The sequence below is a fragment of the Streptomyces sp. SDr-06 genome (genome assembly GCF_003324565.1).
Lineage (GTDB): Bacteria > Actinomycetota > Actinomycetes > Streptomycetales > Streptomycetaceae > Streptomyces.
Genome location: NZ_QOLA01000002.1, coordinates 644124 through 670974, shown reverse-complemented (window position 1 = coordinate 670974; position 26851 = coordinate 644124). Strand labels below are relative to the sequence as shown.

The window sequence follows — 26851 nt, the reverse complement described above, 5'->3', positions numbered from 1 at the left end:
AGGAGGCCGCGCCAGGGAAAGGACCCATCGTGCGACACCGTTCCTTGCTCATCCTCACCACAGTGCTCACCACAGGCGCACTCACACTCACCGCCTGCGGTTCGCGCGACAAAGGCGGCGACACCAGCAGCGGCAAGAAGCAGACCGTCGTCATAGGCGTCGACGCACCCCTCACGGGTGACCTGTCCGCCCTCGGCCTGGGCATCAAGAACTCCGCCGACCTCGCCGCCCAGACGGCGAACAAGCAGAACCTCGTCCCCGGCGTCGAGTTCAAGACCCAGCCCCTCGACGACCAGGCCCAGCCGTCCGTCGGCCAGCAGAACGCCACCAAGTTCATCGGCGACAAGACCGTCGTCGGCGTCGTCGGCCCCCTGAACTCCAGCGTCTCGCAGTCCATGCAGAAACCGCTCAACGACGCCGGCCTCACCCAGATCTCCCCCGCCAACACCGGCACCGAACTGACCCAGGGCGACGGCTGGAAGACCGGAAACAAGGTCCGCCCCTACAAGACCTTCTTCCGCACCGCCACCACCGACCAGGTCCAGGGCGCCTTCGCCGCCAAGTACCTGTTCAACAACGCCAAGCTCGACTCGGTCTACCTCATCGACGACCAGAAGACCTACGGCGCCGGCCTCGCCGCGTCCTTCAAGGACACCTTCACCAAGCTCGGCGGCAAGATCGTCGGAAGCGACCACGTCAACCCCGACGACCGCGACTTCAACGCCATCGTCGCCAAGGTCAAGAGCACCGGAGCCAAGGCCCTCTACTACGGCGGCGAATACCCCGCCGCCGGCCCCCTCAGCCAGCAGCTCAAGGACAGCGGCACCAACATCCCGCTCATGGGCGGCGACGGCATCTACAGCGCCGACTTCATCAAGCTCAACAAGAAGGCCAGCGGCGACCTCGCCACCTCCGTCGGCAAGCCCGTCGAACAACTCGACTCCGCCAAGAGCTTCATCGCCAACTACAAGGCAGCCGGCTACAAGGACGCCTACGAGGCCTACGGGGGCGGCACCTACGACGCCACCTGGGCCATCATCGAAGCCGTCAAGGACGTCGTCGCCGCCAACAACGGCAAGGTCCCCAGCGGCGACCTGCGCGCCAAGGTCCTCGACGCCGTCGGCAAGGTCAAGTTCGACGGCGTCACCGGCCCCGTCTCCTTCGACCAGTACGGCGACACCACCAACACCATGATGACCGCCTACAAGGTCACCGACGGCGCCTGGAAGCCCGAGCTCAGCGAGGCCTACAAGCCGTAACCCGGCGAATCCCGCCCCAGCACTGAAAAGGACCGCGCGGGAGCGCCACCAGCGCTCCCGCGCGGCGCCATATCCGATCACTTCACGGAGGCCCCGCGGTGCACGAACTGCCGCAACAGCTGGCCAATGGACTCATCCTCGGCGCGATGTACGGACTGATCGCGATCGGCTACACGATGGTCTACGGCATTGTCCAGCTCATCAACTTCGCCCACGGCGAGATATTCATGGTCGGGGGCTTCGGGGCTCTCACCGTCTTCCTCGCACTCCCCACCGGCTTCTCACTCCTCGCCGCCATCCCCCTCATGATCATCGGCGGAGTCATCATCTCCGTCCTCGTCGCCACCGCAGCCGAACGCTTCGCCTACCGGCCCCTGCGCAACGCCCCGCGACTGGCCCCCCTCATCACCGCGATCGGCCTCTCCCTCGCCCTCCAACAAGCCGTATGGAAGTGGTACCCCGACGCCAAGAAGGACCGCTCCTTCCCCCAATTCGACGGCAGCCCCTTCCACATCCTCGGCGCCAACGTCCAACGCGGCGACCTCTTCATCCTCATCGCCGCCCCCCTCTGCATGATCGCCCTCGGGTTCTACGTCACCAAAACCCGCACCGGCCGCGGCATGCAAGCCACCGCCCAAGACCCCGACACCGCCAAACTCATGGGCATCAACACCGACCGCATCATCGTCATGGCCTTCGCCATCGGCGCCGCGTTCGCAGCCGTCGCAGCCGTCGGCTACGGCCTCCACAACGGTCAAGTCGGCTTCCGCATGGGCTTCATCATGGGCCTCAAAGCCTTCACCGCAGCCGTCCTCGGCGGCATCGGCAACATCTACGGAGCCATGCTCGGCGGCATCGTCCTCGGCCTCGCCGAATCCCTCGCCGTCGGCTACATCGGCAACATCCCCAGCATGGAACTCTTCGGCGGCGGCGCCTGGAAGGACGTATGGGCCTTCGTCCTCCTCATCGTCGTCCTCCTCGTGCGACCCCAAGGCCTCCTCGGCGAACGCGTCGCGGACAGGGCGTGATCACCATGACCACCAACACCACCCACCGCGACAGCGGCACCCCGCTCATCCCGCTGCCCACCAGCCTCGCCCGGCACACCGTCACCGCCGGCGCCGCCATCGCCCTCATCGGCACCTTCATGGCCTGGACCTGGACCAGCGACTTCCCCGGCGACCTCACCGTCGACGGCTACCCCGGCGGCCTCCAACTCCTCACCCTCACCACCGCAGCCCTCACCATCCTCTTCGCCCTCTCCTCCTACGGCATCCAAGGACTGCGCTGGCTCACCCCCGCCGGCACCAACGCACCCCTGCGCCTCCTCACCCTCGCCACCCTCGGCACCACCGGTTACACCCTCGGCGCCATCTCCAGCGAACTCGGCGGCATCGTCAACCTCGAACCCGGCGCCTACATCTCCGGCACCGGCGCCCTCATCGCCACCATCGCCGCCTTCGCACTCCCCGGCGACACCCCCGGCACCGACACCACCGGCGACAACCCCTGGCAACGACTCCGCCACACCCTCGCCGCCCCCAGCCCCCGCCCCGCAAAAAACATCCCCGACTGGGCCGGCATCCTCATCATCGTCGCCGCCTTCGCCATCGGCCTCTACGTCTTCGCCTACGGCATCGACACCGAATACACCGAACTCTTCATCGGCTTCCTCATCACCGCCGCCTTCACCTTCGCCGCCATCACCCAAGCAGGCCTCCTCGCCCGCCTCTCCGCACTCACCGCACAACACCGCACCGTCACCCTCAGCGCCGCCTTCGTCGCCGCCATCTGCTTCCCCTTCACCCAGAACAGCGACGAATACGCCCTCATCGGCGCCAACATCCTCATCTTCGCCACCGTCGCCCTCGGCCTCAACGTCGTCGTCGGCCTCGCCGGACTCCTCGACCTCGGCTACGTCGCCTTCCTCGGCGTCGGCGCCTACGCCGCAGCCCTCGTCTCCGGCGCAAGCACCTCCAGCCTCGGCGTCCACTTCCCCTTCTGGGCCGCCATCCTCGTCGGCGCCGGCGCATCCCTCATCTTCGGCGTCCTCATCGGCGCCCCCACCCTGCGCCTACGCGGCGACTACCTCGCCATCGTCACCCTCGGCTTCGGCGAAATCTTCCGCATCACCATGAACAACCTCAACGGGAACAGCGGACCCAACGTCACCAACGGCTCCCGAGGCATCCCCGCCATCCCCGACATCACCATCTTCGGATACGACCTCGGCATCAGCCACGACGTCGCCGGCTTCACCCTCGGCAAACCCGGCAACTACTACCTCCTGATGCTCCTCGTCACCCTCGTCGTCGTCACCGTCTTCCGCCGCAGCGCCGACAGCCGCATCGGCCGCGCCTGGGTCGCCATCCGCGAAGACGAAACCGCCGCCACCGCCATGGGCATCAACGGCTTCCGCGTCAAACTCATCGCCTTCGCACTCGGCGCCACCCTCGCCGGACTCGCCGGAACCGTCCAAGGCCACCTCACCAGCACCGTCACCCCCGAGCAGTACCAATTCGCCGGCTCCGTACCCCCCAACTCCGCCTTCCTCCTCGCCGCCGTCATCCTCGGCGGCATGGGAACCATGAGCGGACCCCTCATCGGCGCATCCCTGCTCTACCTCATCCCGGCCAAACTCCAATTCATGCAGGACTACCAGCTCCTCCTCTTCGGAGTCGCCCTCATCGTCCTCATGCGCCTGCGCCCCGAAGGCATCGTCGCCGACCGCAGGAAAAAGCTCGAATTCCACGAAACCGGCCAACTCGACGTACCCGACACCACCCTCACCGACACACCCGTCGGCGTCACCAAGGCGGGGGCGTGACCAGCATGACCACCACGACCAACACCGTCCTCCACGCCAGCGGCGTCACCATGCGATTCGGCGGACTCACCGCCGTACGCAACGTCGACCTCACCGTCAACAGCGGCGAAATCGTCGGCCTCATCGGACCCAACGGCGCAGGCAAAACCACCTTCTTCAACTGCCTCACCGGCCTCTACATCCCCACCGAAGGCAAAGTCACCTACAAAGGCACCACCCTCCCCCCCAAACCCCACCTCGTCACCCAAGCCGGCGTCGCCCGCACCTTCCAGAACATCCGCCTCTTCCCCAACATGACCGTCCTGGAAAACGTCCTCGTCGGCCGCCACACCCGCACCAAAGAAGGCCTCTGGTCCGCACTCCTCCGCCTCCCCGGCTTCAAAAAAGCCGAAGAAACATCACGCGAACGAGCCATGGAACTCCTCCAGTTCACCGGACTCGCCGCAAAAGCGGACCACCTCTCCCGCAACCTCCCCTACGGCGAACAACGCAAGCTCGAAATCGCCCGCGCCCTCGCCAGCGAACCCGGACTCCTCCTCCTCGACGAGCCCACCGCCGGCATGAACCCCCAAGAAACCCGCGCCGCCGAAGAACTCATCTTCGCCATCCGCGACCAAGGCATCGCCGTCCTCGTCATCGAGCACGACATGCGCTTCATCATGAACCTCTGCGACCGCGTCTCCGTCCTCGTCCAAGGCGAAAAACTCGTCGAAGGCACCCCCGACATCGTCCAAGCCGACGAACGCGTCATCGCCGCCTACCTCGGCACCCCCTTCGAAGGCGCCCCCGGAGACGAAGAACTCGCCGAAGTAGAAGCCGCCGAAACGGCGCAGAGCACCACCAGCACCGAAGGAGACACCCCGTGACCGCACTCCTCGAAGTCGAGGACCTCCGGGTCGCCTACGGCAAAATCGAAGCCGTCAAAGGCATCTCCTTCAGCGTCGAAGCAGGACAAGTCGTCACCCTCATCGGCACCAATGGCGCCGGAAAGACCACCACCCTGCGCACCCTCTCCGGCCTCCTCGAACCCCTCGCCGGAACCATCACCTTCGACGGCAAACCCCTCAAAAACGTCCCCGCACACAAAATCGTCGCCCTCGGAATGGCCCACTCCCCCGAAGGCCGCCACATCTTCCCCCGCATGACCATCGAGGACAACCTCCGCCTCGGCGCCTACCTCCGCGACGACAAAACAGGCATCGAAAAAGACATCCAGCGCGCCTACGACCTCTTCCCCATCCTCGGAGAACGCCGCAAACAAGCAGCAGGCACCCTCTCCGGCGGCGAACAACAAATGCTCGCCATGGGCCGCGCCCTCATGTCCCAGCCAAAACTGCTCATGCTCGACGAACCCTCCATGGGCCTCTCCCCCATCATGATGCAGAAAATCATGGCCACCATCAGCGAACTCAAAGCCCAAGGCACCACCATCCTCCTCGTCGAACAGAACGCCCAAGCCGCGCTCTCCCTCGCCGACCAAGGACACGTCATGGAAATCGGCAAAATCGTCCTCTCCGGAACAGGACAAGACCTCCTCCACGACGAATCCGTCCGCAAGGCCTACCTCGGCGAAGACTGAGCACTGAGTACGTACAAGAGTGGCCCGCATCCAGGATTCGGATGCGGGCCACTCTTTCTGGTACCCGGAGGCTACTGCCCCTTCGCCGCCTTCTTCTCCTCCGCGTCCTCAATAACCGCCTCGGCCACCTGCTGCATCGACATCCGCCGATCCATCGACGTCTTCTGAATCCACCGGAACGCTGCCGGCTCCGACAACCCGTACTGCGTCTGCAACACCGACTTCGCCCGATCCACCAACTTCCGCGTCTCCAAACGCTGCGAAAGGTCCGCGACCTCCTGCTCCAGCGCCTTCAACTCCGTGAACCGCGACACCGCCATCTCGATCGCCGGCACCACATCACTCTTCGAGAACGGCTTCACCAGATACGCCATCGCACCGGCATCCCGCGCCCGCTCCACCAGATCCCGCTGGCTGAACGCCGTCAGCATCAGCACCGGGGCGATCGACTCCTTCGCGATCAACTCGGCGGCGGAGATCCCGTCCAGGACGGGCATCTTCACATCCAGGATCACGAGGTCCGGCTGGTGCTCCCGGGCGAGCTCGACGGCCTTCTGCCCGTCACCGGCCTCACCCACGACCGCGTAGCCCTCTTCTTCGAGCATCTCTTTGAGGTCGAGCCGGATGAGGGCCTCGTCCTCGGCGATGACGACGCGGGTCGTCAGCGGGGGGACGTGCGTCGCATCGTCGTCGTCTGCGATGGGCTGGGGCGACTCGGGGGCGGTCACGGGGGGCTCCTCGGTGCGGGGCAGATACTGCTCCCCTGCAGGGTACCTAGCTGCTGCCGCAGCGGGTTAACGGGTACACTCCCACCAGCAGCCTTGCCGGGTTGGCGGAACGGCATACGCGGATGTCTCAAACACATCTGTCCGAAAGGGCATGCGGGTTCGAATCCCGCACCCGGCACTCTCCGTAAGCGGAGGTTCACGTTCGCGTGAACCTCCGCTTTCTGCTACGTGGAGCGACGGCCCGTCACGCAGGGTTGTCGCATGAACTTTCACGGCACAGAGGTGCGACAACAGGCGCTCACGCTGCTGCGCGGCGGGACGAAGAACGCGGACGTGGCAAGGCGGCTCGATGTGCCTCTGGGCACAGTCGGCTGGTGGCGCCACGAGGACCGCCGACGGCAGGGCGAAACGTACGAGCATCCCACCGACTGCCCCAGATGCACGGGCCGGGATTTCGATCGTGTGGCGTACGCCTACTTGCTGGGCCTCTACCTGGGTGACGGGCACATCATTTCGAAGCCCAAGCAGCACCACCTGTCCGTCTTCTGCAACGCCGCCCAGACCGGCTTGATCGATGCTGCCGAACAGGCAATGCGGTCAGTCATGCCGTTGCCCCGCACGAACAGGAGGCCGCGGCAAGGGTGCGTGGAGGTCAAGTCCTTCACGCAGCACTGGACTTGCATGTTCCCCCAGCACGGACCCGGCAAGAAGCACGAGCGGCGCATCGCGCTCGAACCCTGGCAGCAGGACATCGTCGACGCCCATCCCTGGGACTTCCTCCGAGGGCTCATCCACTCCGACGGCTGCCGCGCCAACAACTGGACCACCCGCATCGTCGGCGGCGAGAAGAAGCGTTACGAGTACCCGCGCTACTGGTTCACCAATGTCTCGGACGACATCCGACAGCTCTACACCGACACGCTCGACCGGCTGGGGGTCGAGTGGAAGCACTGCACCCGGCACGGAAAGCCGTACAACATATCCGTCGCGAAGCGGCACTCAGTAGAGCTCATGGACCAGCACATAGGCCCCAAGTACTGAGGAGACCGCGGGGCCCCCTGCGTGGGGTGGGGCAAGGGGCCGGGGTCCAGGGTTACTTGGGGCTGTCGTCCTCGCCGATGTGGTGGACGCGGACCAGGTTCGTGGAGCCGGGGACGCCCGGTGGGGAGCCCGCCGTGATGACGACCACGTCGCCCTTCTGACAGCGGCCGACCTTCAGCAGCATTTCGTCGACCTGGGCCACCATCTCGTCGGTGGATTCGACGTGGGGGCCGAGGAAGGTTTCGACGCCCCAGGTGAGGTTGAGCTGGGAGCGGGTGGCCGGTACGGGGGTGAAGGCGAGGAGGGGGATCGGGGAGCGGTAGCGGGACAGCCGCTTGACCGTGTCGCCGGACTGGGTGAAGGCGACGAGGAATTTCGCGCCGAGGAAGTCGCCCATTTCGGCGGCGGCTCGGGCGACAGCGCCGCCTTGGGTGCGGGGCTTGTTGCGTTCGGTCAGGGGCGGCAACCCCTTGGCCAGGACGTCTTCTTCCGCCGCTTCGACGATGCGGCTCATCGTCTTGACGGTTTCGATGGGGTGTTTGCCGATGCTGGTTTCGCCGGAGAGCATGACGGCGTCGGTGCCGTCGATGACGGCGTTGGCGACGTCGCTTGCTTCGGCCCTGGTGGGGCGGGAGTTGTCGATCATCGAGTCGAGCATTTGGGTGGCGACGATGACGGGTTTGGCGTTGCGCTTGGCGAGTTTGATGGCTCGCTTTTGGACGATGGGGACTTGTTCGAGGGGCATTTCGACGCCGAGGTCGCCGCGGGCGACCATGATGCCGTCGAAGGCGGCGACGATGTCGTCGATGTTGTCGACGGCTTGGGGTTTTTCGATTTTGGCGATGACGGGGAGGTGGCGGCCTTCTTCGTCCATGATGCGGTGGACGTCTTGGATGTCGCGTCCGCTGCGGACGAAGGAGAGGGCGATGATGTCGGCTCCGGTGCGCAGGGCCCAGCGGAGGTCGTCCTGGTCCTTGTCGGAGAGGGCGGGGACGGAGACGGCGACTCCGGGGAGGTTGAGGCCTTTGTGGTCGGAGACCATGCCGCCTTCGATGACGAGGGTGTGGACGTGGGGTCCGTCGACGCGGGTGACTTGGAGGGCGACTTTGCCGTCGTCGACGAGGATGCGTTCGCCGGTGGTGACGTCGGCGGCGAGGCCGGGGTAGGTGGTGCCGCAGAGGTGGCGGTTGCCGTGGGTGTCGGGTTCGGTGGTGATGGTGAATTCGTCGCCGCGTTCAAGGAGTACGGGGCCTTCGGCGAAGTGTCCGAGGCGGATCTTCGGGCCTTGAAGGTCGGCGAGGATGCCGACGTTGTGGCCGGTTTCGTCGGAGGCTTTGCGGACGTGTCGGTAGCGCTCTTCGTGTTCGGCGTAGGTGCCGTGGCTGAGGTTGAGGCGGGCGACGTCCATTCCGGCTTCGACCAGGGTTTTGATCTGGTCGTATGTGGTGGTGGCGGGCCCTAGGGTGCAGACGATTTTGGCTCGGCGCATGGTTCGAGCCTAGGGCTTACCGGTGGGTAGGGATTTGGGTGCGGGTTACTGCTCAACAACCTTTGGGTGAAGGGTGGTTGACAAGTGTTGAATTGTGCGCCGGGGCGCTCCGATGAGCATTTCGGGGCGCCCGGCGCGGGGTGGCGCTACGGGGTGTTACAGGGTTGGTGGGTGCATGGTGAAGCGGGCGTTGACGCGGGCGTGGATGGTTTGGCGTTGGGGTTGGAGGTCGAGGGTGGGGGTGGGTTCGGGGGTGCCGGGGGCGGCGGCGCGGAAGGCCATGCCGGCGCCGGTGGGTTGTCCGTAGGTGGGGGTGGGGTGGTCGGCGCCGGGGTCGGAGAGTTCGAGGAGTGCGGAGAGGGTGGTGCCGAGGGCGTGGGCGTATTCGTGGGCGCGTGCGACGGCTTGGTGCACGGCTTGGCGGCGTACTTCGGCGTGGGCGGGTGAGGTGGGGCGCAGGCTCCACCAGGGGCCGTCGATGCGGGTGTGTTCGAGGTCGGCGAGGCGGGTGGTGAGTTCGCCGAGGGTGGTGAAGTCGTTGAGTTCGGTGGTGATGTGGACGGTGCCGTGGTGGGTGCGGATGCGGTCGGTGCGGCCGTGTTTGATGAGTTCGGGGGTGAGGGTGAGGGCGCTGGTTTCGAGTTTTTCGATGGTGTCGCCGTAGCTTTTGATGAGGTTGAGGCTGTGGGTGTTGCGGCGGGTGAGGTCGTCGAGGGTGGTGTGGCGGTCGGGGCCGCGGGTGGTGATGGTGATGGCGATGCGGGCGATTTCGGGGTCGGTGTCGAGGTGGGCTTCGCCGGTGACGGCGAGGCGGGGGTGTTCGGGGGTGCCGTAGGGCTGGGTCGGGGTCATGGTTTCACTGTGGCATCGGGTTGTGTCAGGTGCTGGTCATCAGATCGAAACCTGCGGGGGGTGTTGCGGGTGGTTGTGTGTGCGCCAGAATCCGTGCGTCTACGCGCGTTGCCGTCTGGGGCAACTTCTACGCGCGTCACATGACTTCAGGGAGAGACCATGCCGCTGAACCGCAGGACGTTCCTGGGCACTACGGCCGCCGCGGGGGCCGCTGTCGCCGTCGCCGGGGGTACGGCGCTGCCCGCCGAGGCCGAGACCCGGGACCTGGGTGGGGAGCACGGGCACGGACGTCCGCCGAAGCGGTACGCGTTCTCTGTGATGGGTACGACGGATCTGCACGGCCACGTCTTCAACTGGGACTACTTCACGGACAAGGAGTACGACGACGCGGCGCACAACGACGTGGGTCTGGCGAAGATCTCGACGTTGGTGGATCAGGTCCGCAAGGAGAAGGGCCGTCACAACACGCTGTTGATCGACGCGGGTGACATCATTCAGGGCACGCAGCTGTCGTACTACTACGCGCGGGTGGAGCCGATCACGGGTTCGGCCGGCAAGCGGGGTCCGAAGCATCCGATGGCGCTGGCGATGAACCACATGCGGTATGACGCGGCGGCGCTGGGCAATCACGAGTTCAACTACGGGATTCCGACGCTGCGGGCGTTCCAGGAGCAGTTGGACTTCCCGCTGCTGGGTGCGAACGCGCTGGACGCGAAGACGTTGAAGCCGGCGTTTCCTCCGTACACGGTGCGCCGACTGCGGGTGCCGCACGGGCCGGATGTGAAGGTGGGGATCCTCGGTCTGACGAATCCGGGGATCGCGATCTGGGACAAGGCGAACGTGCAGGGCAGGATGACGTTCCCGGGTCTGGTGGAGCAGGCGAAGATCTATGTGCCGAAGTTGCGGGCGCTGGGTTGTGACGTGGTGATCTGTACGGATCATTCGGGGCTCGACGGGTCCACGTCGTACGGGGACGCGTTGCCGTATCCGGAGAACGCGTCGTCGTTGGTGGCGGAGCAGGTGCCGGGTATCGACGCGATTCTGGTGGGTCACACCCACAAGGAGGTGGCGTCGAGGACGGTGGTGAACAAGGAGACCGGCAAGCCGGTGGTGCTGTCGGAGCCGTACATGTGGGGGATGCGGCTGAGTGTCTTCGACTTCGCGCTGGAGTTCTCGAAGGGCCGCTGGCATGTGACGTCGGTGACGGCGAGTGTGCGCAACGCGAACGCCGTGGCGGAGGATCCGGTGGTGTCGCGTCTGGTGAAGGCGGAGCATGCCAAGGTCGTGGCGTATGTGAACCAGGTGGTGGGCACGAACAAGGCGGAGATGCGGTCGACGGAGGCGCCATTCAAGGATGTGCCGATCATTGACTTGATCAATCACATTCAGGCGGAGACGGTGAAGAACGCGCTCGCTTCGACGGCGTACGCGTCGTTGCCGGTGCTGTCGCAGGCTGCCTGTTTCTCGCGCTCGGCGGTGATACCGGCGGGGCAGGTGACGATCAGGGACGTGGCGGGGCTGTATGTGTACGAGAACACGCTGGAGGCGCGGCTTCTGACGGGCGCCCAGGTGAAGGCGTACCTGGAGTTCTCGGCGAACTACTACGTGCAGACGACGGGTGCGGTGGACCCGGCGAAGATCACCAACGCGAACAACACGCCGGACTACAACTACGACGTGGTGAGCGGGGTTTCGTACGAGGTGGACATCGCGAAGCCGGCGGGTTCGCGGGTGTCGAAGGTGATGTTCGGTGGCAAGCCGCTGGATGACGCGGCGCAGTTCGTGCTGGCGGTGAACAACTACCGGGCCAATGGCGGCGGCAATTTCCCGGGGGTGGCGACCGCCAAGCAGCTGTGGGCGAACTCCGACGAGATCCGTAACACGATGATCGCGTGGGTGAAGGCGAAGGGTGTCATCGATCCGGCGGAGTTCGCTTCGGTGGACTGGAAGCTGACGCAGAACGGTGTGCCCGTGTTCTGAGCCGTTCCTTCGTGGTGCGTCACCGCTGTTCGATGAGCGGTACCAGGCCCCCTGGCTGTTGTGCCGGGCGGGCCTGGTTCGTTTTGGTGAGGCCGAAGGTGGTGAAGGCGGTGCGGGTGGGCAGGGGGTAGGGCTCTTTGCCGGTGAGGGAGTTGAGGATGGTGGCGCTGCGCCAGGCGGCGAGGCCGAGGTCGGGGGCGCCGACGCCGTGGGTGTGCTGTTCGGCGTTCTGGACGTAGACGTGGCCGGTGACGGAGGTGTCGAGGACGAGTTTGAAGTCGGTGTCGACGCGGGGGCGTTCGGCGTTGTCGTAGCGCATGTAGGGGTCGAGTCCGGCGAGCAGGGGGCCGAGGGGGCGTTGGCGGTAGCCGGTGGCGAGGATGACGGCGTCGGTGGTGAGGCGTTCGCGTACGCCTTGCTGGGTGTGTTCGAGGTGGAGTTCGACTTTGGTGGTGGCGACGCGGCCCGCGGTGCGGACGGTGACGCCGGGGGTCATGGTGATGTCGGGCCAGCCGCCGTGCTGGGTGCGGCGGTAGAGCTCGTCGTGGATGGCGGCCATGGTGTCGGCGTCGATGCCTTTGTGGAGCTGCCATTGGCGGGGCAGCAGTTGGTCGCGTACGGGTTCGGCGAGGGCGTGGAAGTAGCGGGTGTAGTCGGGGGTGAAGTGTTCGAGGCCGAGTTTGGAGTACTCCATGGGGGCGAACGCTTCGGTGCGGGCGAGCCAGGTGATCTTCTCGGCGCCGGCGGGGCGGTGGCGCAGGAGGTCGAGGAAGACTTCGGCGCCGGACTGGCCTGAGCCGATGACGGTGATGTGTTCGGCGGTGAGGAGTCGTTCGCGGTGGTCGAGGTAGTCGGCGCTGTGGATGACGGGGACGGTGGGGGCTTCGGCGAGGGGTTTGAGGGGTTCGGGGATGTGGGGTTCGGTGCCGACGCCGAGGGCGAGGTGGCGGGCGTGGGTGCGGCCGAGTGCCTGGGCTTCGCCGTGGGTGTCGAGGTGGGTGAAGTCGATTTCGAACAAGGCGCGTTCGGGGTTCCAGCGGACGGCGTCGACCTGGTGGGAGAAGTGGAGGTCGGTGAGGTTTTCGCTGACCCAGCGGCAGTACGCGTCGTATTCGGTGCGCTGGATGTGGAATTTTTCGGCGAAGTAGAACGGGAAGAGCCGTTCGCGGTGTTTGAGGTAGTTGAGGAAGGTCCAGGGGTTGGCGGGGTCGGCGAGGGTGACGAGATCGGCGAGGAAGGGGACTTGGAGGGTGGCGCCTTCGATGAGGAGGCCGGGGTGCCAGTGGAAGGCGGGGCGCTGTTCGTAGAAGGCGGTGTCGAGTCCGCCGGGTACGCCGTGGGCGAGGGCGGCCAGGGAGAGGTTGAAGGGGCCGATGCCGATGCCGACGAGGTCGTGGGGCTGGTCTTCGGTGGTGGGGGGTTGGGGCGTCATCGGGGGGTGCCTTCCGTGGTGGTGCGGGGGGTGGTGGCGCTGAGGGTGGTGTCGATGAGGGTGTGCAGGTCGTGGGGGGTGAGGTGGGGGTTGAGGAGGGTTGCTTTGAGCCAGAGGCGGCCGTCGGCGCGGGCCCTGCCGAGGACGGCGGTGCCGTGGGTGAGCAGGGTGCGGCGGATGTGGGCGACGGTGTGGTCGTCGGCGTGGTGGGGGCGGAAGAGGACGGTGGAGATGGCGGGCTGTTCGTAGAGCTCCAACTGGTCGTGCTGGTCGATGAGTTGGGCGAGGTGGCGGGCGCTGGCGCAGACGCGGTCGACGAGGTCGGCGAGGCCGGTGCGGCCGAGGGCGCGCAGGGTGACGGCGATCTTGAGGGCGTCGGGGCGGCGGGTGGTGCGCAGGGAGCGGCCGAGCAGGTCGGGCAGGCCGGCGTCGGTGTCGTCGTCGGCGTTGAGGTAGTCGGCGGTGTGGGTGAGGGGGGCGAGGCGGTGGGGGTCGGCGACGGCGATCAGGCCTGCGGCGGCGGGTTGCCAGCCGAGTTTGTGCAGGTCGAGGCTGACGGTGTCGGCGCGTTCGAGGCCGTTCAGTTGGTGGCGGTGGCGGTCGCTGAACAGGAGGGGTCCGCCGTAGGCGGCGTCGACGTGGAGTGCGGCGTGGTGGGTGGCGCACAGGTCGGCGATGGCGGGGAGCGGGTCGATGGCGCCGGTGTCGGTGGTGCCCGCGGTGGCGACGACGAGGAGGGGGTGGTGGTGGTGGAGGCCGGTGAGGGCGGCGTGGAGGGCGGCGAGGTCGGTGGTGCCGGTGGGAGCGGGTACGACGACGGGCTCGGGCAGGCCCAGGAGCCAGGCGGCGCGGTGGATGGAGTGGTGGGTGTGGGCGCCGCACACGATGCGGGGCGGGCCGTGGTGTTCGCGGGCGAGGAGGAGGGCGAGCTGGTTGGACTCGGTGCCGCCGGTGGTGAGGAGGGCGTCGCCGCGGGGCCAGATCTCCTGGGCGAGGGTGCGGGTGAGGAGGGCTTCGAGGGCGGAGGCGGCGGGGGCCTGGTCCCAGGAGTCCAGGGAGGGGTTGAGGGCGCTGGCGGCGAGGTCGGCGGCGGCCGCGAGGGCGAGGGGCGGGGTGTGGAGGTGGGCGGCGCAGTGGGGTTCGGCGGGGTCGGCGGCGCCTTCGGTGAGGGCGCTCACGAGGGTGGTGAGGGCTTCTTCGGCGCCGGTGCCGTGGGTGGGGAGGAGGTCGTGGGCGGCGTCGTGGACGCGCTGGGCGACGGTGTGGGGGCCGCCGCCGGGCAGCGGGCCGCCGCGGGTCTTCGCCCCTTGGGTGAGGGCGTCGAGGACGACGTCGAGGAGGGGGCGCAGGGCCCCGGGTCCTGCGGTGCCTCCGGCGAGGGGCGGCGGGTGCATGGGGTTCCTTCGGGTGTGCGAGCAGCGGCTCCTCCAGCGTGGTCCGGTGTCGGCCGGTGGAGCCGCTGTGCACAACGATCTCAACCCGAAAGTGGTACTGCCTTGCGGTGGGGGCGAGTTGGGGAGGGTGATTCCTGGTATGGCCCTGTCAGGTGCGGTCCGGGGCGGGGGTCAGCGGCGGATGCTCAGGGCGCGGCGCAGGTCGTCGATCTGGTCGATGAGTTTGCGGCGCAGGGCGGGCAGCAGGTCGTCCTGGGCGAGGCAGGTTTCGCCGAGGCGCAGGGCGTGTTCGTCGACGGCGGGGGTGGGGAAGGCGTAGCGGCCCGCGGCGTCGGCGATGGCGGGGCCGCGGCGGGCGGCGAGGGGGACGACGTCCTGGTAGTAGCGGGCGACGTAGGGCTGGAGCAGGTCGGCCTGTTCGGGTTGCCAGAAGCCTTGTGCGGTGGCGGTGAAGAGGTAGTTGGACAGGGTGTCGCCGTGGAACAGGGCGGTCCAGGCGGTTTCCTTGGCGTGGGTGCCGGGCAGGGCCGCGCGGCAGCGGGCGGCGCCTTCTTCGCCGGTGGCGCTGGGGTCGGCGGCGAGGTGGGCGGCGATCTCGGTGTCGTCGGTGGCGCCGAGGACGGCGAGGCGGGTGAGGATGCGCCAGCGCAGTTCGGGGTCGAGTTCGGGGCCGCCGGGGACGGTGCCGTCGTCCAGCCAGCCGCGCAGGGTGTCTGGCTGGGTGGCGGCGTCGATGAAGTGGCGTACGGCGGTGAGGCGCAGGCCGGGGTTGCTGCCGTCCTCGGTGCGGCGCAGGAGGTCGCGGGTGAGGTCGGTGAGCAGGGCGAGGGCGGCGGGGCGTTCGGTGGGGGTGAGGTAGCGGTCGGTGATCTGGCCGGCGGCGAAGGTGAGGACGCCTTGGACGACGGCGAGGTCGGCTTCCTCGGTGAGGTGGGCGCGGGCGGTCTCCAGGTAGGCGGCGGGTTCGAGTTCGCCGTCGCGGACCATGTCGCGCAGGGTGTTCCACAGGACGGCGCGGGTGAGGGCGTCGGGTACGCCGGACAGGGAGCGCAGCGCGGTGTCGGCGGAGGTGTCGTCGAGGCGGACCTTGGCGTAGGTGAGGTCCTGGTCGTTGAGGACGAGGAGGGCGGGGCGCCGTCCGGGGCGTACGGTGGCGGATTCGCCTTGGGGGACGTCGAGGTCGAGGTGTTCGCGCAGGACGAGGTCGCGGCCGTCGCCGAGGTCGCGGTCGTAGGCGCCGGCGATGAGGCGGTGGGGGCGTTCGCCGTGCCGGGTGATGGTGAGGTGCCAGGAGCCGTCGGCTTCGTGGACGGCGGGGACGAGGGTGTCGACTCCGGTGGTGCCGAGCCATTGCCGGGCCCAGGCGTGGACGTCGCGGTCGGTGGCGGAGGCGAGGGAGTCGATGAAGTCGGCGAGGGTGGCGTTGGCGAACTTGTGCCGGGCGAAGTGGGTGTTGATGCCGGTGAGGAAGTCCTTCTCGCCGAGCCAGGCGACGAGTTGGCGCAGGGCGGAGGCGCCCTTGGCGTAGGAGATGCCGTCGAAGTTGAGCATGGCGGACGCGGTGTCGGGGACGGCTTCGGGGGCGGGGGCGACGGGGTGGGTGGAGGGACGCTGGTCGGCGTCGTAGCCCCAGGCCTTGCGGACGATGCCGAAGTCGACCCAGGTGTCGGCGAAGCGGGTGGCTTCGGTGAGGGTCTGGTAGCCCATGTATTCGGCGAAGGACTCGTTGAGCCAGATGTCGTCCCACCACCGCAGGGTGACGAGGTCGCCGAACCACATGTGGGCCATCTCGTGGGCGATGACCATGGCGCGGGTCTGGCGTTCGGTGTCGGTGACGGCGGAGCGGTAGACGAATTCGTCGCGGAAGGTGACGAGTCCGGGGTTCTCCATGGCGCCGGCGTTGAATTCGGGGACGAAGGCCTGGTCGTAGGAGTCGAAGGGGTAGGGCTCGGCGAATTTCTCGTGGTAGCGGTCGTAGCACTGCCGGGTGATCTCGAAGAGTTCGTCGGCGTCGGCGTCGAGGTGGGGGGCGAGGGAGCGCCGGCAGTGCAGGCCGAAGGGCAGGCCGGCGTGTTCGGTGGTCACCGAGTGCCAGGGGCCGGCGGCGAGCGCGACGAGGTAGGTGGAGATGAGCGGGGTGGTGGCGGCTCTCCACCGCCCGTCGTCCTGCTGGGTGGTGATGCCGTTGGCGAGGACCTTCCAGCCGTCGGGGGCGGTGACGGTGAGGTCGAAGGCGGCCTTCAGGTCGGGCTGGTCGAAGGCGGCGAAGACGCGCTGGACGTCTTCCATGAAGAGCTGGGTGTAGGTGTAGGTCTCGCCGTCGGCGGGGTCGGTGAAGCGGTGGAGGCCTTCGCCGGTGTGGGAGTAGTGCATGACGGCGTCGATGCGCAGTTCGTGGGGGCCCGCGGTGAGGGCGGTCAGCGCGAGCCGGTTCTCGGTGAGCGCCTCCGGGTCCAGGGGTGTTCCGTCGAGGGTGACCGAGCGGAGCGTCGCGGGCTTGAGCTCGACGAAGGTGTCCCCGGCCGTGCGTGCGGTGAAGTGGATGGCGGTGCGGGATTCGAAGGTGTCCTCGCCGGTGGTCAGATCGAGTTCGATGCGGTACCGCTGTACGTCGAGGAACTGGGCTCGGGTCTGCGCTTCGTCGCGCGTCAGTACGGACATGGGGGCCATGCTGCCTGAAACGGGCGGGTCCGCACAGGGGCTGAGGTGCTGTCGCGCTGCGGGTGGCGGGCCGGGGGCGGGTGACCGTTGGGGCCGGGCGCGATGTCACGCCGTGGCGCCCCGGGTGGGCACCGCGGGTCCCGGTGGGAGGGGGCGGTGCGGTGCCGTGGGCCTGCGAGCGGTGGGGCGTCGTCGGGTGAGGGGCGGGGTGTCAGGCGGACTTGGCGATGGTCTCGTGGTGCCTGATGACCTCGGCGATGATGAAGTTCAGGAGTTTCTCGGCGAACGCCGGGTCGAGTTTGGCGTTCTCGGCGAGGCGGCGCAGCCGGGCGATCTGTTCGGCTTCGCGCGAGGGGTCGGCCGGGGGCAGTCTGTGTTCGGCCTTGAGGTGGCCTACCTGCTGGGTGCATTTGAAACGCTCGGCCAGCATGTGCACGACGGCCGCGTCGATGTTGTCGATGCTGTCGCGGAGCCGGGTCAGCTCGGCCTGCACGGAGGGGTCGATCGTGGTCATGGTCGTCGAGCTTACGTGGCGTGGCCCGCGATGGTGGGCGGGTGTTCAGGATCCGGGATCTGGTGGCTCCAGCCGCCCGGCACGGCCCGGCCCTGCTGTTCGCGGAAGCGGACGGGGGCGATGCCGACGCGGCGGGTGAACAGGCGGGAGAAGTAGGCGGGGTCGTCGTAGCCGACGCGGCGGGCCACGGCCGCGACCGGCAGTTCGGTGGCGGCGAGCAGTTCCTTGGCGCGGCCGAGGCGGATGCCGAGGAGGTAGTCCTTGGGGCTGCAGCCGGCCGCGCGGCGCACCGCGGTGCGCAGTTCGGCGGGGGTCATGCCGTGCCGGGAGGCGTGTTCGGCCACCGACAGCGGCTGGAAGGCGTCGCGGGCCAGGGCGTCGAGAACGGGGTCGCCGTCGGGGGCGACGTCGGCGCGGGCGCGGCGCAGCGCGACGAGCAGTTCGTGGACGGCGGCCGAGGTCTCGACCTCCAGGAGCGGGTTGCCGCGGCGGGCGGCCCGGGCGATGCGGCCGACGGCGGCGCGGGCGCCGACGGTGTCGCCGAGGGGCACGACGGGGCGGTCGGGTTCGATGTAGCCGAGTTCGGTGTAGGTGGCGGTGGCGGGGCCGGTGAAGTCGACGAAGGATTCGTCCCAGCCGGTGGTGGGGTCGGGCCCGTAGTGGTGGGGCACGCCGGGGGTGAGCCAGATCAGGGCGGGCGCGGTGACGGGGACGCGGCGGCCGTCGGCGCCGCGGAACCAGCCGCCGCCGGCGCCGATCACGACGGCGACGTGGTGGTCGAGGGTGCGGGGTCCGACGGTGGGGAGCATGCCGTGCTGGAGTCCCACCCCGAGGCAGACCAGGCCGAGCCGGTGATGGGCCGGGCTCGGGGTGAAATACCGCATCCAGGTGTGATACATGCCGGTTTCCGCTCTCTGCCGGGTCCCCCTTGTGTCCAATCAGCGCCGATCTTTGTCCATGGACCGGCGGCGCGCCAGGGGCAAGAGTGGCCTGGCGTTGTGACCGAGAGAGATGGGCGGGCCGGCCGGTGGGCGACTTCACCGTGGGGGACGAGGATTTTCTGCTCGACGGGCGGCCGGTGCGCCTGCTGTCGGGCGCGCTGCACTACTTCCGGGTGCACGAGGCGCAGTGGGGGCACCGGCTCGCGATGCTGCGGGCGATGGGCCTGAACTGCGTCGAGACGTACGTTCCGTGGAACCTGCACGAGCCGTTCCTCGGCCGGTACGAGGACGTGGGGGCGCTGGGCCGCTTCCTGGACGCCGCGCACGAGGCGGGGCTGTGGGCGATCGTGCGTCCCGGGCCCTACATCTGCGCCGAGTGGGAGAACGGGGGGCTTCCGCACTGGCTGACGGGCCGGCTGGGGCGGCGGGTGCGGACCGACGACGCGGAGTACCTGGTGCAGGTGAACCGCTGGTTTCGCACCCTGCTCCCCCAGGTCGCCGAGCGGCAGGTCGACCGGGGCGGGCCGGTGCTCATGGTGCAGGTGGAGAACGAGTACGGCAGTTACGGCAGTGACCGGGGCTATCTGCGCCACCTCGCCGATCTGCTGCACGAGTGCGGGATCACGGTGCCGCTGTTCACCTCCGACGGCCCCGAGGACCACATGCTGACCGGCGGCTCGCTGCCGGGGGTGCTGGCGACGGCGAACTTCGGCAGCGGGGCGCGCGAGGCCTTCGAGGTGCTGCGCGGGCACCAGCCGTCGGGGCCGCTGATGTGCATGGAGTTCTGGTGCGGCTGGTTCGACCACTGGGGCGCGGAGCACGTCGTGCGGGACGCGGCGGACGCGGCGGCCACGCTGCGCGAGATCCTGGAGTGCGGGGCGTCGGTCAACATCTACATGGCACACGGCGGCACCAACTTCGCGGGCTGGTCGGGCGCGAACCGGGCGGGTGACCTGCATGTGGGGGTGCTGGAGCCGACGGCGACGTCGTACGACTACGACGCGCCGATCGACGAGGCGGGCCGGCCGACGGAGAAGTTCCGGCTGTTCCGCGAGGTGCTGGCGGACTATCAGGACGGTGGAGCTCCGCTTCCCGAACTGCCGCCGCTCCCCGTGGAGTTGGAGGGGTGCTTCCGGGTGGTTCCGGACGGATGGGCGTCGCTGGACGAGGTGCTCGACGTCCTGGGCGGTGAGGAACACGAGTCGCCGGTTCCGCCGACGTTCGAGGAGCTGGACGTGGACCGGGGGCTGGTCCGCTACCGCCTCGACGTGCCCGGGCCCCGCCGGCCGTATCCGCTCGGGGTGCTCGGCCTGCGCGACCTGGCGACGGTGTACGTGGATGGTGTGCGGGCCGGGATTCTGGATACCGAGGACGCCACGCTGCCCGAGCCCGTGCCGGGGGGCGCGGCGGTCGAGCTGTGGGTGGAGTCGCTGGGCCGGGTCAACTACGGGCCCTGCAGCGGGGAGTCGAAGGGGATCACGGGCGGGGTGCTGCACGAGCGGCAGTATCTGCACGGGGTGCGGGCGCGGGGGCTGCGGCTGGACGCGTTCGGCTCGGCGGAGGCGGTGGCGAAGGTGCCCTTCGGGGAGCCGTCCGGGGCGGGGGCGACGGGGCTGTACCGGGCCCGTCTCGACCTGCCGGCCGAGGCGTCCGCGGCCTCGTTCGCGCGGGTTCGGGTGCCGGGGTGGGGGCGGGGGTTCGTGTGGGTGAACGGGTTCTGTGTGGGGCGGTACTGGGGGGTGGGGCCGCAGGGGGCTCTGCATGTGCCGGGGCCGGTGTTGCGGGGTGGGGTGAATGAGGTGTGGGTGCTTGAGCTGGAGGGGGCGGGTGAGGTGGTGGTGCTGGGCTGAGCGCCCCTCCGGGGGTGTGCCGCACCCCCCCACGAGGTCATCGCCGCCCGCGGCCGGGACGCGCCCCCCCTGGCGGGGTTGCCCTTGGCAACGTGCGGGCGTACCCCCACCCCGACGCGTGCTCCCGCCCGCCTGCGGTCGGCTGCGGACCGTGCGTCGCTTGCCGCGCAGTTCCCCGCGCCCCTGGCAGGGTGGCCCTTAGCTGCGTCCGGGCGTCCCCGGCCCCGCCGCGTGCTCCCGCCCGCCTGCGGTCGGCTGCGGACCGTGCGTCGCTTGCCGCGCAGTTCCCCGCGCCCCTGGCGGGGTTGCCCTTGGCGGCGTGGGTGTAGGCAGCCCGCCTTAGGGGGCGGGCCTTAGGAAAGGGGTGCAGGGGACGTAGTCCCCGCGGGGGGTCTGGGGGCGCAGCCCCCGGGGCTGAACCATCCAACGCCCTGCACGGGTGGGTGGGTGGGATAGCTCCCCCCGGGGCTGAACCATTCAACCCCTTGCACGGGTGGGTGGGTGGGGAAACTCCCCCGGGGGGGGGCGGGGGCACTCCGCGTTAGATTTCCGCCGCTTCGAACGTGTCCAGTACGAACTCCGCCGCCCCGTCGTCCCCGACCTTCCGCAGGCCCACCCAGGCCGTGCCCGTCGCCGGGGTGGTGAACTCGTAGGAGAACCGGGCCGGTTGCGTGGCGGCCGGCAGCACGACCCGGGTCAGCTCACGGGGGCCCGGTTCGTCGACCGCCGTGACCCAGGCGTACTGCCCGGCCTTCTCGTTCTCGTACCGGAAGGAGACCCGGTAGCGGCGGCCCGGCAGGAAGCGGACGGTGTGGTCGACGGTGCGGTAGACCAGGCCGTCGTTCTCGCCCCGGGACTTCAGGGACTCCGTGCCGTCGACGACGTCGTCGATCGCCTTGCCGTTCCAGCCGCGCTGGGTGAACTGGGCGTGCCGCTGGGCGATGTGGGTGCGCGGGTCGGTGGCGCCGCCCGCGTCGCCCTTGACGAAGACGCCCCAGCCGCAGGGGACGTTCTGGAAGTCCTCATACGCGATCGTGCCCGGCTTGGCGGTGGGGGTGGCGGCCACGACGCGGAGGTTGTCGAAGCGGACCCGGGCCGTGCCCGCGTCGGCGCGCAGGGTGAGGGTGACGGGGCCGCCCGCGGAGGGGACGCTGAAGGGGACGGACATGCGCTGGAAGCGGGTGCCGTGTTTGCGGTCGGCGGCGACGTGGTTGCCCGCGGTGGAGGCGTCGGTCCAGTTGGTGGCGGTGACGCCGTCGGCGGTGCGCAGTTCGAGCGTGGCCCGGCGCCGCTCCCCCGCGCTCTCGCCGACCTCGACCTGGACGGAGGCGGAGTAGGTGCCCGGTGCCAGGCGGGCCAGGCGGCGGGTGAGGGTGGCCGCCGCTCCGGCGGGCAGGACGAGTTCGTAGTCGCCCAGCGCGTTCGCGGTGACCCGCGCGGCGCCGGTGACCTGCCAGCCCCGCAGCGTGCCGGAGTTGAATCCGGGGTCGGGCACGGGTGTGAACTGGCCCCAGGCCGGGTCCGACTGGGCGCGGGGCCGCCGCCGGTGGACGACGTACGGCTGGCCGGGGGCGGCGTCCTGGATGGTGAGGGTTCCGGCGCGGACCGGGAGGTCGCGGACGTACACCCGGCCCTGGTCGGTCAGCCGGTACAGGTAGGCGGTGCGCAGCCCCGACCAGCCGCGCGGCAGGCGCCAACTGCTGCTTCCTCCGGCCGGGTTGTAGTGGTAGAGCTTCGCCGGGTCGGTGGCCTCGCGGGGCTCCCAGGGCAGCAGGTAGGTCCCGCCGTCGTAGACGAGGCGGTCGTCGGTGGTGATGCGGCGGGTGCCCGAGGCGTCGGAGACGGAGGTGCGGGTGGGGCCGGCGAAGGTGATCTCGTGGTCGGTCCAGCGCTGCACGGGGTGGGCCTGGAGGTATTTGGCGGGCAGCGACTCGGTCCAGATGAGGTCGTAGAACGCCTTCCAGTCGGTCTTGCCGGTCCAGCCCTCGAAGTTGCCCATGTGGGCGTGGCCGAGCAGGGTGGGCCACTTGTTGGCGAAGACGTCCTTCTGGTGGTGCCGGATGAAGCGGATGAGCTGGGAGTTGATGCCGCGCGAGGTGTCGGGGCCGTAGTCGGTCTCGTTCGCCCAGTGCGACCACAGCGAGGAGCGTTCCAGGCCGTGCCCCCATTCGGAGGCGACGATCCAGCCCTGGTCGCGCAGGGCGCGCTGGAGGCGGTCGGAGGTCCAGCCCGATTCGCGGAACACGTCGAGGTAGACCGCGTTCAGCGCCGGGTCGGTCTCGCGGCGCAGGTCGGCGAAGCGTTGGATGATGTCGCCGGAGACGAGGTCGCGGCGCTGGTCGATGCGGTAGGACTGGTCGAGCCAGTCCCACTGCCGGTTGGTCTTGTCGACGAGGGTCTCGGAGAAGGCGTGGGCGACCGGGTAGGACTCGGTGGCGTTGACGTGGACGGCGAAGTCGCTGTTCCACTTCCTGCCCTCGCGCACCAGGGAGTTGAGGTCGGTGAGGCCGCCCGCCCGCTTGTTGTGGTTGCCCGCGTAGTCGGGGTGGGCGGAGTCGTGGCCTTCGGACTGGTAGCCCTTGAGCAGGGTGTACTGGCGCAGCCCGTCGGTGGCCAGGGCGATCCGCTTGACGTTGTCGAGGGTGGTCAGGAACGGGTTGGTGGCCTGCGAGGCGAAGTTGAAGGGGATGTGCGGGACGACCCTGAGGTGCTGTTCGTCGGCGCCGAGGGGGTTGACCATGATGTCGCGGAAGGCGATGGCTGCGTCCTGCCAGTCGACGATGCCGTCGCCGCCCCGGTCGCCGGTGACGATGACGGTGGCGTACGGGAGGGGTTCGGTCGCGCCGGTGGGTGAGGTCGCGGCGCGGTGGGTCCATTGGCCGGGTGTGAGCTGCGTCTTGGTGTAGCCGTCCCGTTGGAGGGTCTGGCGCCACAGTCGGCCGTTCTCCCAGGTGGTACCCGCGGCGCTGTCGGGCTTGTCGTAGACGGTGTTGGTCTCGATGGCGCCGCCGAGGCCGTGATGGGCGAGGACGGCGTAGGCGCAGCCGGTGGGCTGGGCGTCGGGGGCGGTGTCGGCGGTGGGGGTGACGAGGGTGTCGCCGCTCTTGGCCTTGTCCAACTGGATTCTGGCGGCGAGGAGTTGGGCGCCGGGCTGGTCGCTGCGTACGGAGAGCAGGGCGAGGCCGGGGATCTGGAGGGTGCCGACGCGCAGGGCGGGGGTGTCGTCGATGCGGGTGACGCGCCAGTCGACGCGCCTGTCCCGCACGCGGATCTCCACGCCGATCCGGGTGCCGCCCTCGAAGGCGAGGGTGTAGGCGACGCGGTCCGGGCCGGGGCGGGCGGTGACGCGGGGGGTGTGGGGGGTGCCGTCGATGAGGACGTCGGTGACGGTGTCCTCCTGGCCGTGCAGGACGGCGCCGCCGGCGCGGTCGGTGTACGAGACGATGCGCGGGAATGCGGTGGCGACGCGCACGTCGAGTGCGGCGGAGCGCACCACCGTCTCCCCCGCGGTCGGTCCGGCGGCGCGCGCCGTCGAGGGGAGGCCCAGGGCGGCTCCGGCGCCGGCGAGGGCGGTGGCCGCGACGACCGTTCTCCGCTTCGGCCCGTGGTGTTCGGCGTTCACGCTCGCTCCTTCTCGTGACGGCTTCGGGTGCGGGCCACGATGTGCCGCCGGGGGCGGTCGCGCCCATGGACAAAGGAGGGAAGGGTGTTGGACTAACGGGTTCCGGTGGCGGGTGGGAGTTCGGGCCGGCGCTGCCGGGTTGGCGTTTACCGGTCGCTGGGGCGGCGGGGAGGGAGCCGGTTCAATTGGCACAAAGGATCTGCCCCTGGTCTATGCCAAGGGAAGAACCCCCTGTTGTCCGTCGCGCTCTCGCGGGCCGCGTGGGAGGCGTGCTGTCCGAAAAGCGTGGGGGGCGGCGAGGGGCCCCTTACTTCTTTTCGGACAGACTCTCCGGAATGGTTCGGCTACCGAATGTGAGCCCCTACTGTTGTTCCTGCGAAGCGCAGGCCATGATCGGGACCAGGGCGCGGACAGGTTGTCGTGCGGTTGGCCGAATGGGGGCTCGGCCCGCCGGTCGTGGAGGACTTCGCCTTTCGGGGAGCACGAGGGGGCGGACGCCGATGGTGCGGGTGAAACGGAACAGCAGGGACGGAATCGCCCGGTGCGCCGGGCGGTGGTACGGAGTTCGCGAACACCGTACGGACCGGTGGCGCAGAACCGGGACATCGGGGCGGGCCGGCCTTTTCAGCACGGACAGATGCCGGCGGATCCGCATTCCCGGCGACCCGGACGGCATGGGTCCGCACTACCGTCCATGAAGAACGGCTGAACTCTCGGATCCGTAGGTCCCGGCACGCGGTCCCGCAGGTGCCACGGAAATTCACCGGGATGTGGGCTGCCACCCTGTTGACACGTGGCGGCCCGCTGGAGCGGCCCGGCTGAGATGTCCGCCCGTGCTCGCGCGGACCACGGACATCCCTTCTTCTTTCTCCATCCGCACCGCGTGGCAGCACGCCGTGCCCTGCCGCACGCGGGTGCGTGGCTCCCGCGAGGCGCCGCGTACAAGGGCCCCGGCGGTTCATCGACCAGGCGCACCGGGCCTTTCCCCGGCGATTCCCCGTTGCCTCGGCAGCCTCGGGCCGTCGCCGTGCCCGGACGCGTCACTTTCTTCAGAGGAGATCCCGTTGACGGAATACCGGTCGGAGCGTCCCTTCGGTGTGCGGCACGACGGCACGGAGCCGTTCTCCGCCCAGGCGGAGCGTGCGTCCTCACCGCCCCGCGCGACAGAAACGCTCGAGGGCGGCTTATTACTCGAGGCGTTCGACCCCGCGCTCTTTCGTGAACAGTCGCAGACGGTCGTCGCCAAACTGGAGAAACACCTCGCCGACCTCTCGATCAGGGGGCTCGACCTGACCGACCCGGCGGTGATCTCGGACGCGGCCCGCGCGCTGATGACGACGGAGCGCGAGCAGGTCGCGGCGTTCGACGAGAAGAACTTCGCGGCGATCGTCGACCTGTACGTCAAGACGGGCATCCAGGTGCACTCGCCCGGATACATGGGGCGCCAGTTCTCGGGCGTCGTGCCGCTGTCCGGGGTGATCGACTTCGTGAGCTCGGTCGTCAACCAGCCCTCCTCGTTCTACGAGGCCGCCCAACTCCCCAGCGTGGCCGAGCGGATCATGGCCGAGGAGCTGAACGGGTTCATCGGCTGGGACCGGGGCAGCTTCGCGATGATCACCACCTCCGGGGGTTCGCTGGCCAACCTCACGGCGCTGCTCGCGGCCCGCAACCAGGCGTTCCCGGGCTACTGGTCGCAGGGTGGTTCGGGGCTCGCGGGGCAGCTCAGGCCCGCGATCGCGGTCGGGGACGACGTCCACTACAGCGTCGCGCGGGCGGCGGGGGTGATGGGCATCGGCGACGCGCATCTGGTGCGGTTGCCGCTGAACGAGAAGCACCAGATCTGTGTGGAGCGGGCGCGTCCGGTCCTGGACGCGGCCGAGCGGCGCGGCCTGAAGGTGTTCTGCCTGGTCGCCTCGTCGGGCACCACCTCGGTGGGCGCCTTCGACCCGCTGGACGAGCTCGCCGAGCTCGCCCGCGAGCGCGACATGTGGCTGCACGTCGACGGCGCGCACGGGGCGAGCCTGCTGGTGTCGGACGAACTGCGGCACAAACTGCGGGGCATCGAAAAGGCGGACTCCCTGACGTGGGACGCGCACAAGATGATGTTCACGCCCGCGCCGTGCACCCTGCTGTTCTACCGGAACAGGGAGAAGAGTCTGGGCGCGTTCCGCCAGCAGGCGAGTTACGTGTTCGACGAGGACGTGGACATCTACACCGCGCTCGACAGCGGCGAGAAGAACTTCGAATGCACCAAACGCCCGATGATCATGCCGTTGTGGACCCTGTGGGCCCTTTACGGCAGGGCCCTGTTCGCGCAGAAGATCGAGTATCTGTGCCGTCTGACGGGTGAGGTCCACCGCATCCTCGAAGGCGAGCCCGACTTCGAGACCCTGCACCGCCCGGAGGCCAACATCCTGTGCTTCCGCTATCGCCCGGCGGGTCTTTCCGAAGCGGATGTGCACGATTTCCAGGTGGAGATCAGGAACCGGATCAAATGTGAGGGGAACTTCTTCATCTCCAAGGTCGACGTGGGTGAAGCCGCCGCGTTGCGCGTGGTCATGATGAACCATCAGGTCACCGCCGAGCACTTCCGCATGCTGCTCGGCGAAATCCGCAGGGTGGGCCAGGATCTGCTCCGCCAAACCCGGCCGACCCGCTGAACAATCCGCCGACACAGCAGAA

At 68.9% G+C, this 26851-nt stretch carries 18 protein-coding genes and 1 tRNA gene; 10 read left to right on the top strand and 9 right to left on the bottom strand.

The window, feature by feature from the left end; all coding sequences use genetic code 11:
* Positions 1-44 precede the first annotated feature (44 nt).
* The 5 genes from DT019_RS07385 (at position 45) to DT019_RS07365 (ending at position 5665) form a co-directional block, all read left to right on the top strand.
* Positions 45-1259, top strand: a complete 1215-nt coding sequence (locus DT019_RS07385; protein WP_114035820.1) for a branched-chain amino acid ABC transporter substrate-binding protein — start codon at positions 45-47, stop codon at positions 1257-1259.
* A gap of 98 nt (positions 1260-1357) precedes the next feature.
* Positions 1358-2287 (top strand): branched-chain amino acid ABC transporter permease, encoded by a 930-nt coding sequence (locus DT019_RS07380; protein ID WP_114035819.1) that lies wholly within the window; start codon positions 1358-1360, stop codon positions 2285-2287.
* Positions 2288-2292: 5 nt separating this feature from the next.
* Entirely contained in the window at positions 2293-4086 is a 1794-nt protein-coding gene (locus tag DT019_RS07375; protein ID WP_114036055.1) for a branched-chain amino acid ABC transporter permease, read from the top strand.
* Positions 4087-4091: 5 nt separating this feature from the next.
* Positions 4092-4952, top strand: coding sequence for an ABC transporter ATP-binding protein (locus DT019_RS07370; protein WP_411292692.1), 861 nt, complete (start codon positions 4092-4094; stop codon positions 4950-4952).
* A complete protein-coding gene (locus tag DT019_RS07365; RefSeq protein WP_114035817.1) occupies positions 4949-5665 on the top strand; it encodes an ABC transporter ATP-binding protein in 717 nt (238 codons plus the stop codon). Before DT019_RS07370 ends, DT019_RS07365 begins: the two co-directional genes overlap by 4 nt.
* 71 nt (positions 5666-5736) lie before the next feature.
* Here the strand turns inward: DT019_RS07365 and DT019_RS07360 are convergent, their stop codons facing one another.
* Positions 5737-6393: an ANTAR domain-containing response regulator gene (locus DT019_RS07360; RefSeq protein WP_114035816.1), complete on the bottom strand. Its 657-nt coding sequence runs from the start codon at positions 6391-6393 to the stop codon at positions 5737-5739.
* A gap of 95 nt (positions 6394-6488) precedes the next feature.
* On the opposite strand from DT019_RS07360, the gene DT019_RS07355 reads away from it, so the two are divergent.
* Together DT019_RS07355 and DT019_RS07350 are read left to right on the top strand one after the other, a co-directional pair.
* Positions 6489-6571: transfer RNA gene (locus tag DT019_RS07355), tRNA-Leu, on the top strand.
* Between the two features lie 83 nt (positions 6572-6654).
* Entirely contained in the window at positions 6655-7434 is a 780-nt protein-coding gene (locus tag DT019_RS07350) for a helix-turn-helix domain-containing protein (protein WP_114035815.1), read from the top strand.
* 52 nt (positions 7435-7486) lie between these two features.
* Here the strand turns inward: DT019_RS07350 and pyk are convergent, their stop codons facing one another.
* Positions 7487-8923, bottom strand: a complete 1437-nt coding sequence (gene pyk, locus DT019_RS07345) for a pyruvate kinase (protein ID WP_114035814.1) — start codon at positions 8921-8923, stop codon at positions 7487-7489.
* A gap of 156 nt (positions 8924-9079) precedes the next feature.
* Positions 9080-9775, bottom strand: a complete 696-nt coding sequence (locus DT019_RS07340) for an SIMPL domain-containing protein (protein ID WP_114035813.1) — start codon at positions 9773-9775, stop codon at positions 9080-9082.
* Positions 9776-9934: 159 nt separating this feature from the next.
* Here DT019_RS07340 and DT019_RS07335 point away from each other — a divergent pair, with 159 nt between their 5' ends.
* Positions 9935-11755: a bifunctional metallophosphatase/5'-nucleotidase gene (locus tag DT019_RS07335; RefSeq protein ID WP_114035812.1), complete on the top strand. Its 1821-nt coding sequence runs from the start codon at positions 9935-9937 to the stop codon at positions 11753-11755.
* A 19-nt stretch (positions 11756-11774) separates the two neighbouring features.
* Here the strand turns inward: DT019_RS07335 and DT019_RS07330 are convergent, their stop codons facing one another.
* The 5 genes from DT019_RS07330 to DT019_RS07310 all read right to left on the bottom strand — a co-directional run bounded on the left by DT019_RS07330 (position 11775) and on the right by DT019_RS07310 (position 18655).
* Positions 11775-13187: a lysine N(6)-hydroxylase/L-ornithine N(5)-oxygenase family protein gene (locus tag DT019_RS07330; RefSeq protein WP_114035811.1), complete on the bottom strand. Its 1413-nt coding sequence runs from the start codon at positions 13185-13187 to the stop codon at positions 11775-11777.
* On the bottom strand, positions 13184-14581 hold the full coding sequence (locus DT019_RS07325; protein ID WP_114035810.1) for a pyridoxal phosphate-dependent decarboxylase family protein: 1398 nt from the start codon (positions 14579-14581) through the stop codon (positions 13184-13186). The genes DT019_RS07330 and DT019_RS07325 overlap by 4 nt, the downstream gene beginning before the upstream one ends.
* 171 nt (positions 14582-14752) lie before the next feature.
* Complete coding sequence (gene pepN / locus DT019_RS07320; protein ID WP_114035809.1) at positions 14753-17242, bottom strand: aminopeptidase N; 2490 nt, start codon at positions 17240-17242, stop codon at positions 14753-14755.
* 211 nt (positions 17243-17453) lie between these two features.
* On the bottom strand, positions 17454-17756 hold the full coding sequence (locus tag DT019_RS07315; RefSeq protein WP_114035808.1) for a chorismate mutase: 303 nt from the start codon (positions 17754-17756) through the stop codon (positions 17454-17456).
* An 11-nt stretch (positions 17757-17767) separates the two neighbouring features.
* On the bottom strand, positions 17768-18655 hold the full coding sequence (locus tag DT019_RS07310) for a helix-turn-helix domain-containing protein (protein ID WP_114035807.1): 888 nt from the start codon (positions 18653-18655) through the stop codon (positions 17768-17770).
* Positions 18656-18783: 128 nt separating this feature from the next.
* Here DT019_RS07310 and DT019_RS07305 point away from each other — a divergent pair, with 128 nt between their 5' ends.
* Complete coding sequence (locus DT019_RS07305; RefSeq protein ID WP_114035806.1) at positions 18784-20547, top strand: glycoside hydrolase family 35 protein; 1764 nt, start codon at positions 18784-18786, stop codon at positions 20545-20547.
* Positions 20548-21088: 541 nt separating this feature from the next.
* On the opposite strand, the gene DT019_RS07300 is transcribed toward DT019_RS07305, so the two are convergent.
* Complete coding sequence (locus DT019_RS07300; RefSeq protein ID WP_114035805.1) at positions 21089-24169, bottom strand: endo-alpha-N-acetylgalactosaminidase family protein; 3081 nt, start codon at positions 24167-24169, stop codon at positions 21089-21091.
* A 1064-nt stretch (positions 24170-25233) separates the two neighbouring features.
* Between DT019_RS07300 and DT019_RS07295 the strand changes: the two genes are divergently transcribed.
* The gene (locus tag DT019_RS07295; protein WP_114035804.1) at positions 25234-26829 is read left to right on the top strand and encodes a pyridoxal phosphate-dependent decarboxylase family protein; all 1596 of its coding nucleotides are present in this window, start codon (positions 25234-25236) and stop codon (positions 26827-26829) included.
* Positions 26830-26851: the final 22 nt, after the last annotated feature.

Excerpts from the sequence above, each read along its gene's own strand:
- DT019_RS07325 (WP_114035810.1), bottom strand. The coding sequence starts at position 14,581 with ATGCACCCGCCGCCCCTCGCCGGAGGCACCGCAGGACCCGGGGCCCTG.
- DT019_RS07330 (WP_114035811.1), bottom strand. The coding sequence starts at position 13,187 with ATGACGCCCCAACCCCCCACCACCGAAGACCAGCCCCACGACCTCGTC.
- DT019_RS07350 (WP_114035815.1), top strand. The coding sequence starts at position 6,655 with ATGAACTTTCACGGCACAGAGGTGCGACAACAGGCGCTCACGCTGCTG.
- DT019_RS07310 (WP_114035807.1), bottom strand. The coding sequence starts at position 18,655 with ATGTATCACACCTGGATGCGGTATTTCACCCCGAGCCCGGCCCATCAC.
- DT019_RS07340 (WP_114035813.1), bottom strand. The coding sequence starts at position 9,775 with ATGACCCCGACCCAGCCCTACGGCACCCCCGAACACCCCCGCCTCGCC.
- DT019_RS07335 (WP_114035812.1), top strand. The coding sequence starts at position 9,935 with ATGCCGCTGAACCGCAGGACGTTCCTGGGCACTACGGCCGCCGCGGGG.
- DT019_RS07370 (WP_411292692.1), top strand. The coding sequence starts at position 4,092 with ATGACCACCACGACCAACACCGTCCTCCACGCCAGCGGCGTCACCATG.
- pyk (WP_114035814.1), bottom strand. The coding sequence starts at position 8,923 with ATGCGCCGAGCCAAAATCGTCTGCACCCTAGGGCCCGCCACCACCACA.
- pepN (WP_114035809.1), bottom strand. The coding sequence starts at position 17,242 with ATGTCCGTACTGACGCGCGACGAAGCGCAGACCCGAGCCCAGTTCCTC.
- DT019_RS07315 (WP_114035808.1), bottom strand. The coding sequence starts at position 17,756 with ATGACCACGATCGACCCCTCCGTGCAGGCCGAGCTGACCCGGCTCCGC.
- DT019_RS07375 (WP_114036055.1), top strand. The coding sequence starts at position 2,293 with ATGACCACCAACACCACCCACCGCGACAGCGGCACCCCGCTCATCCCG.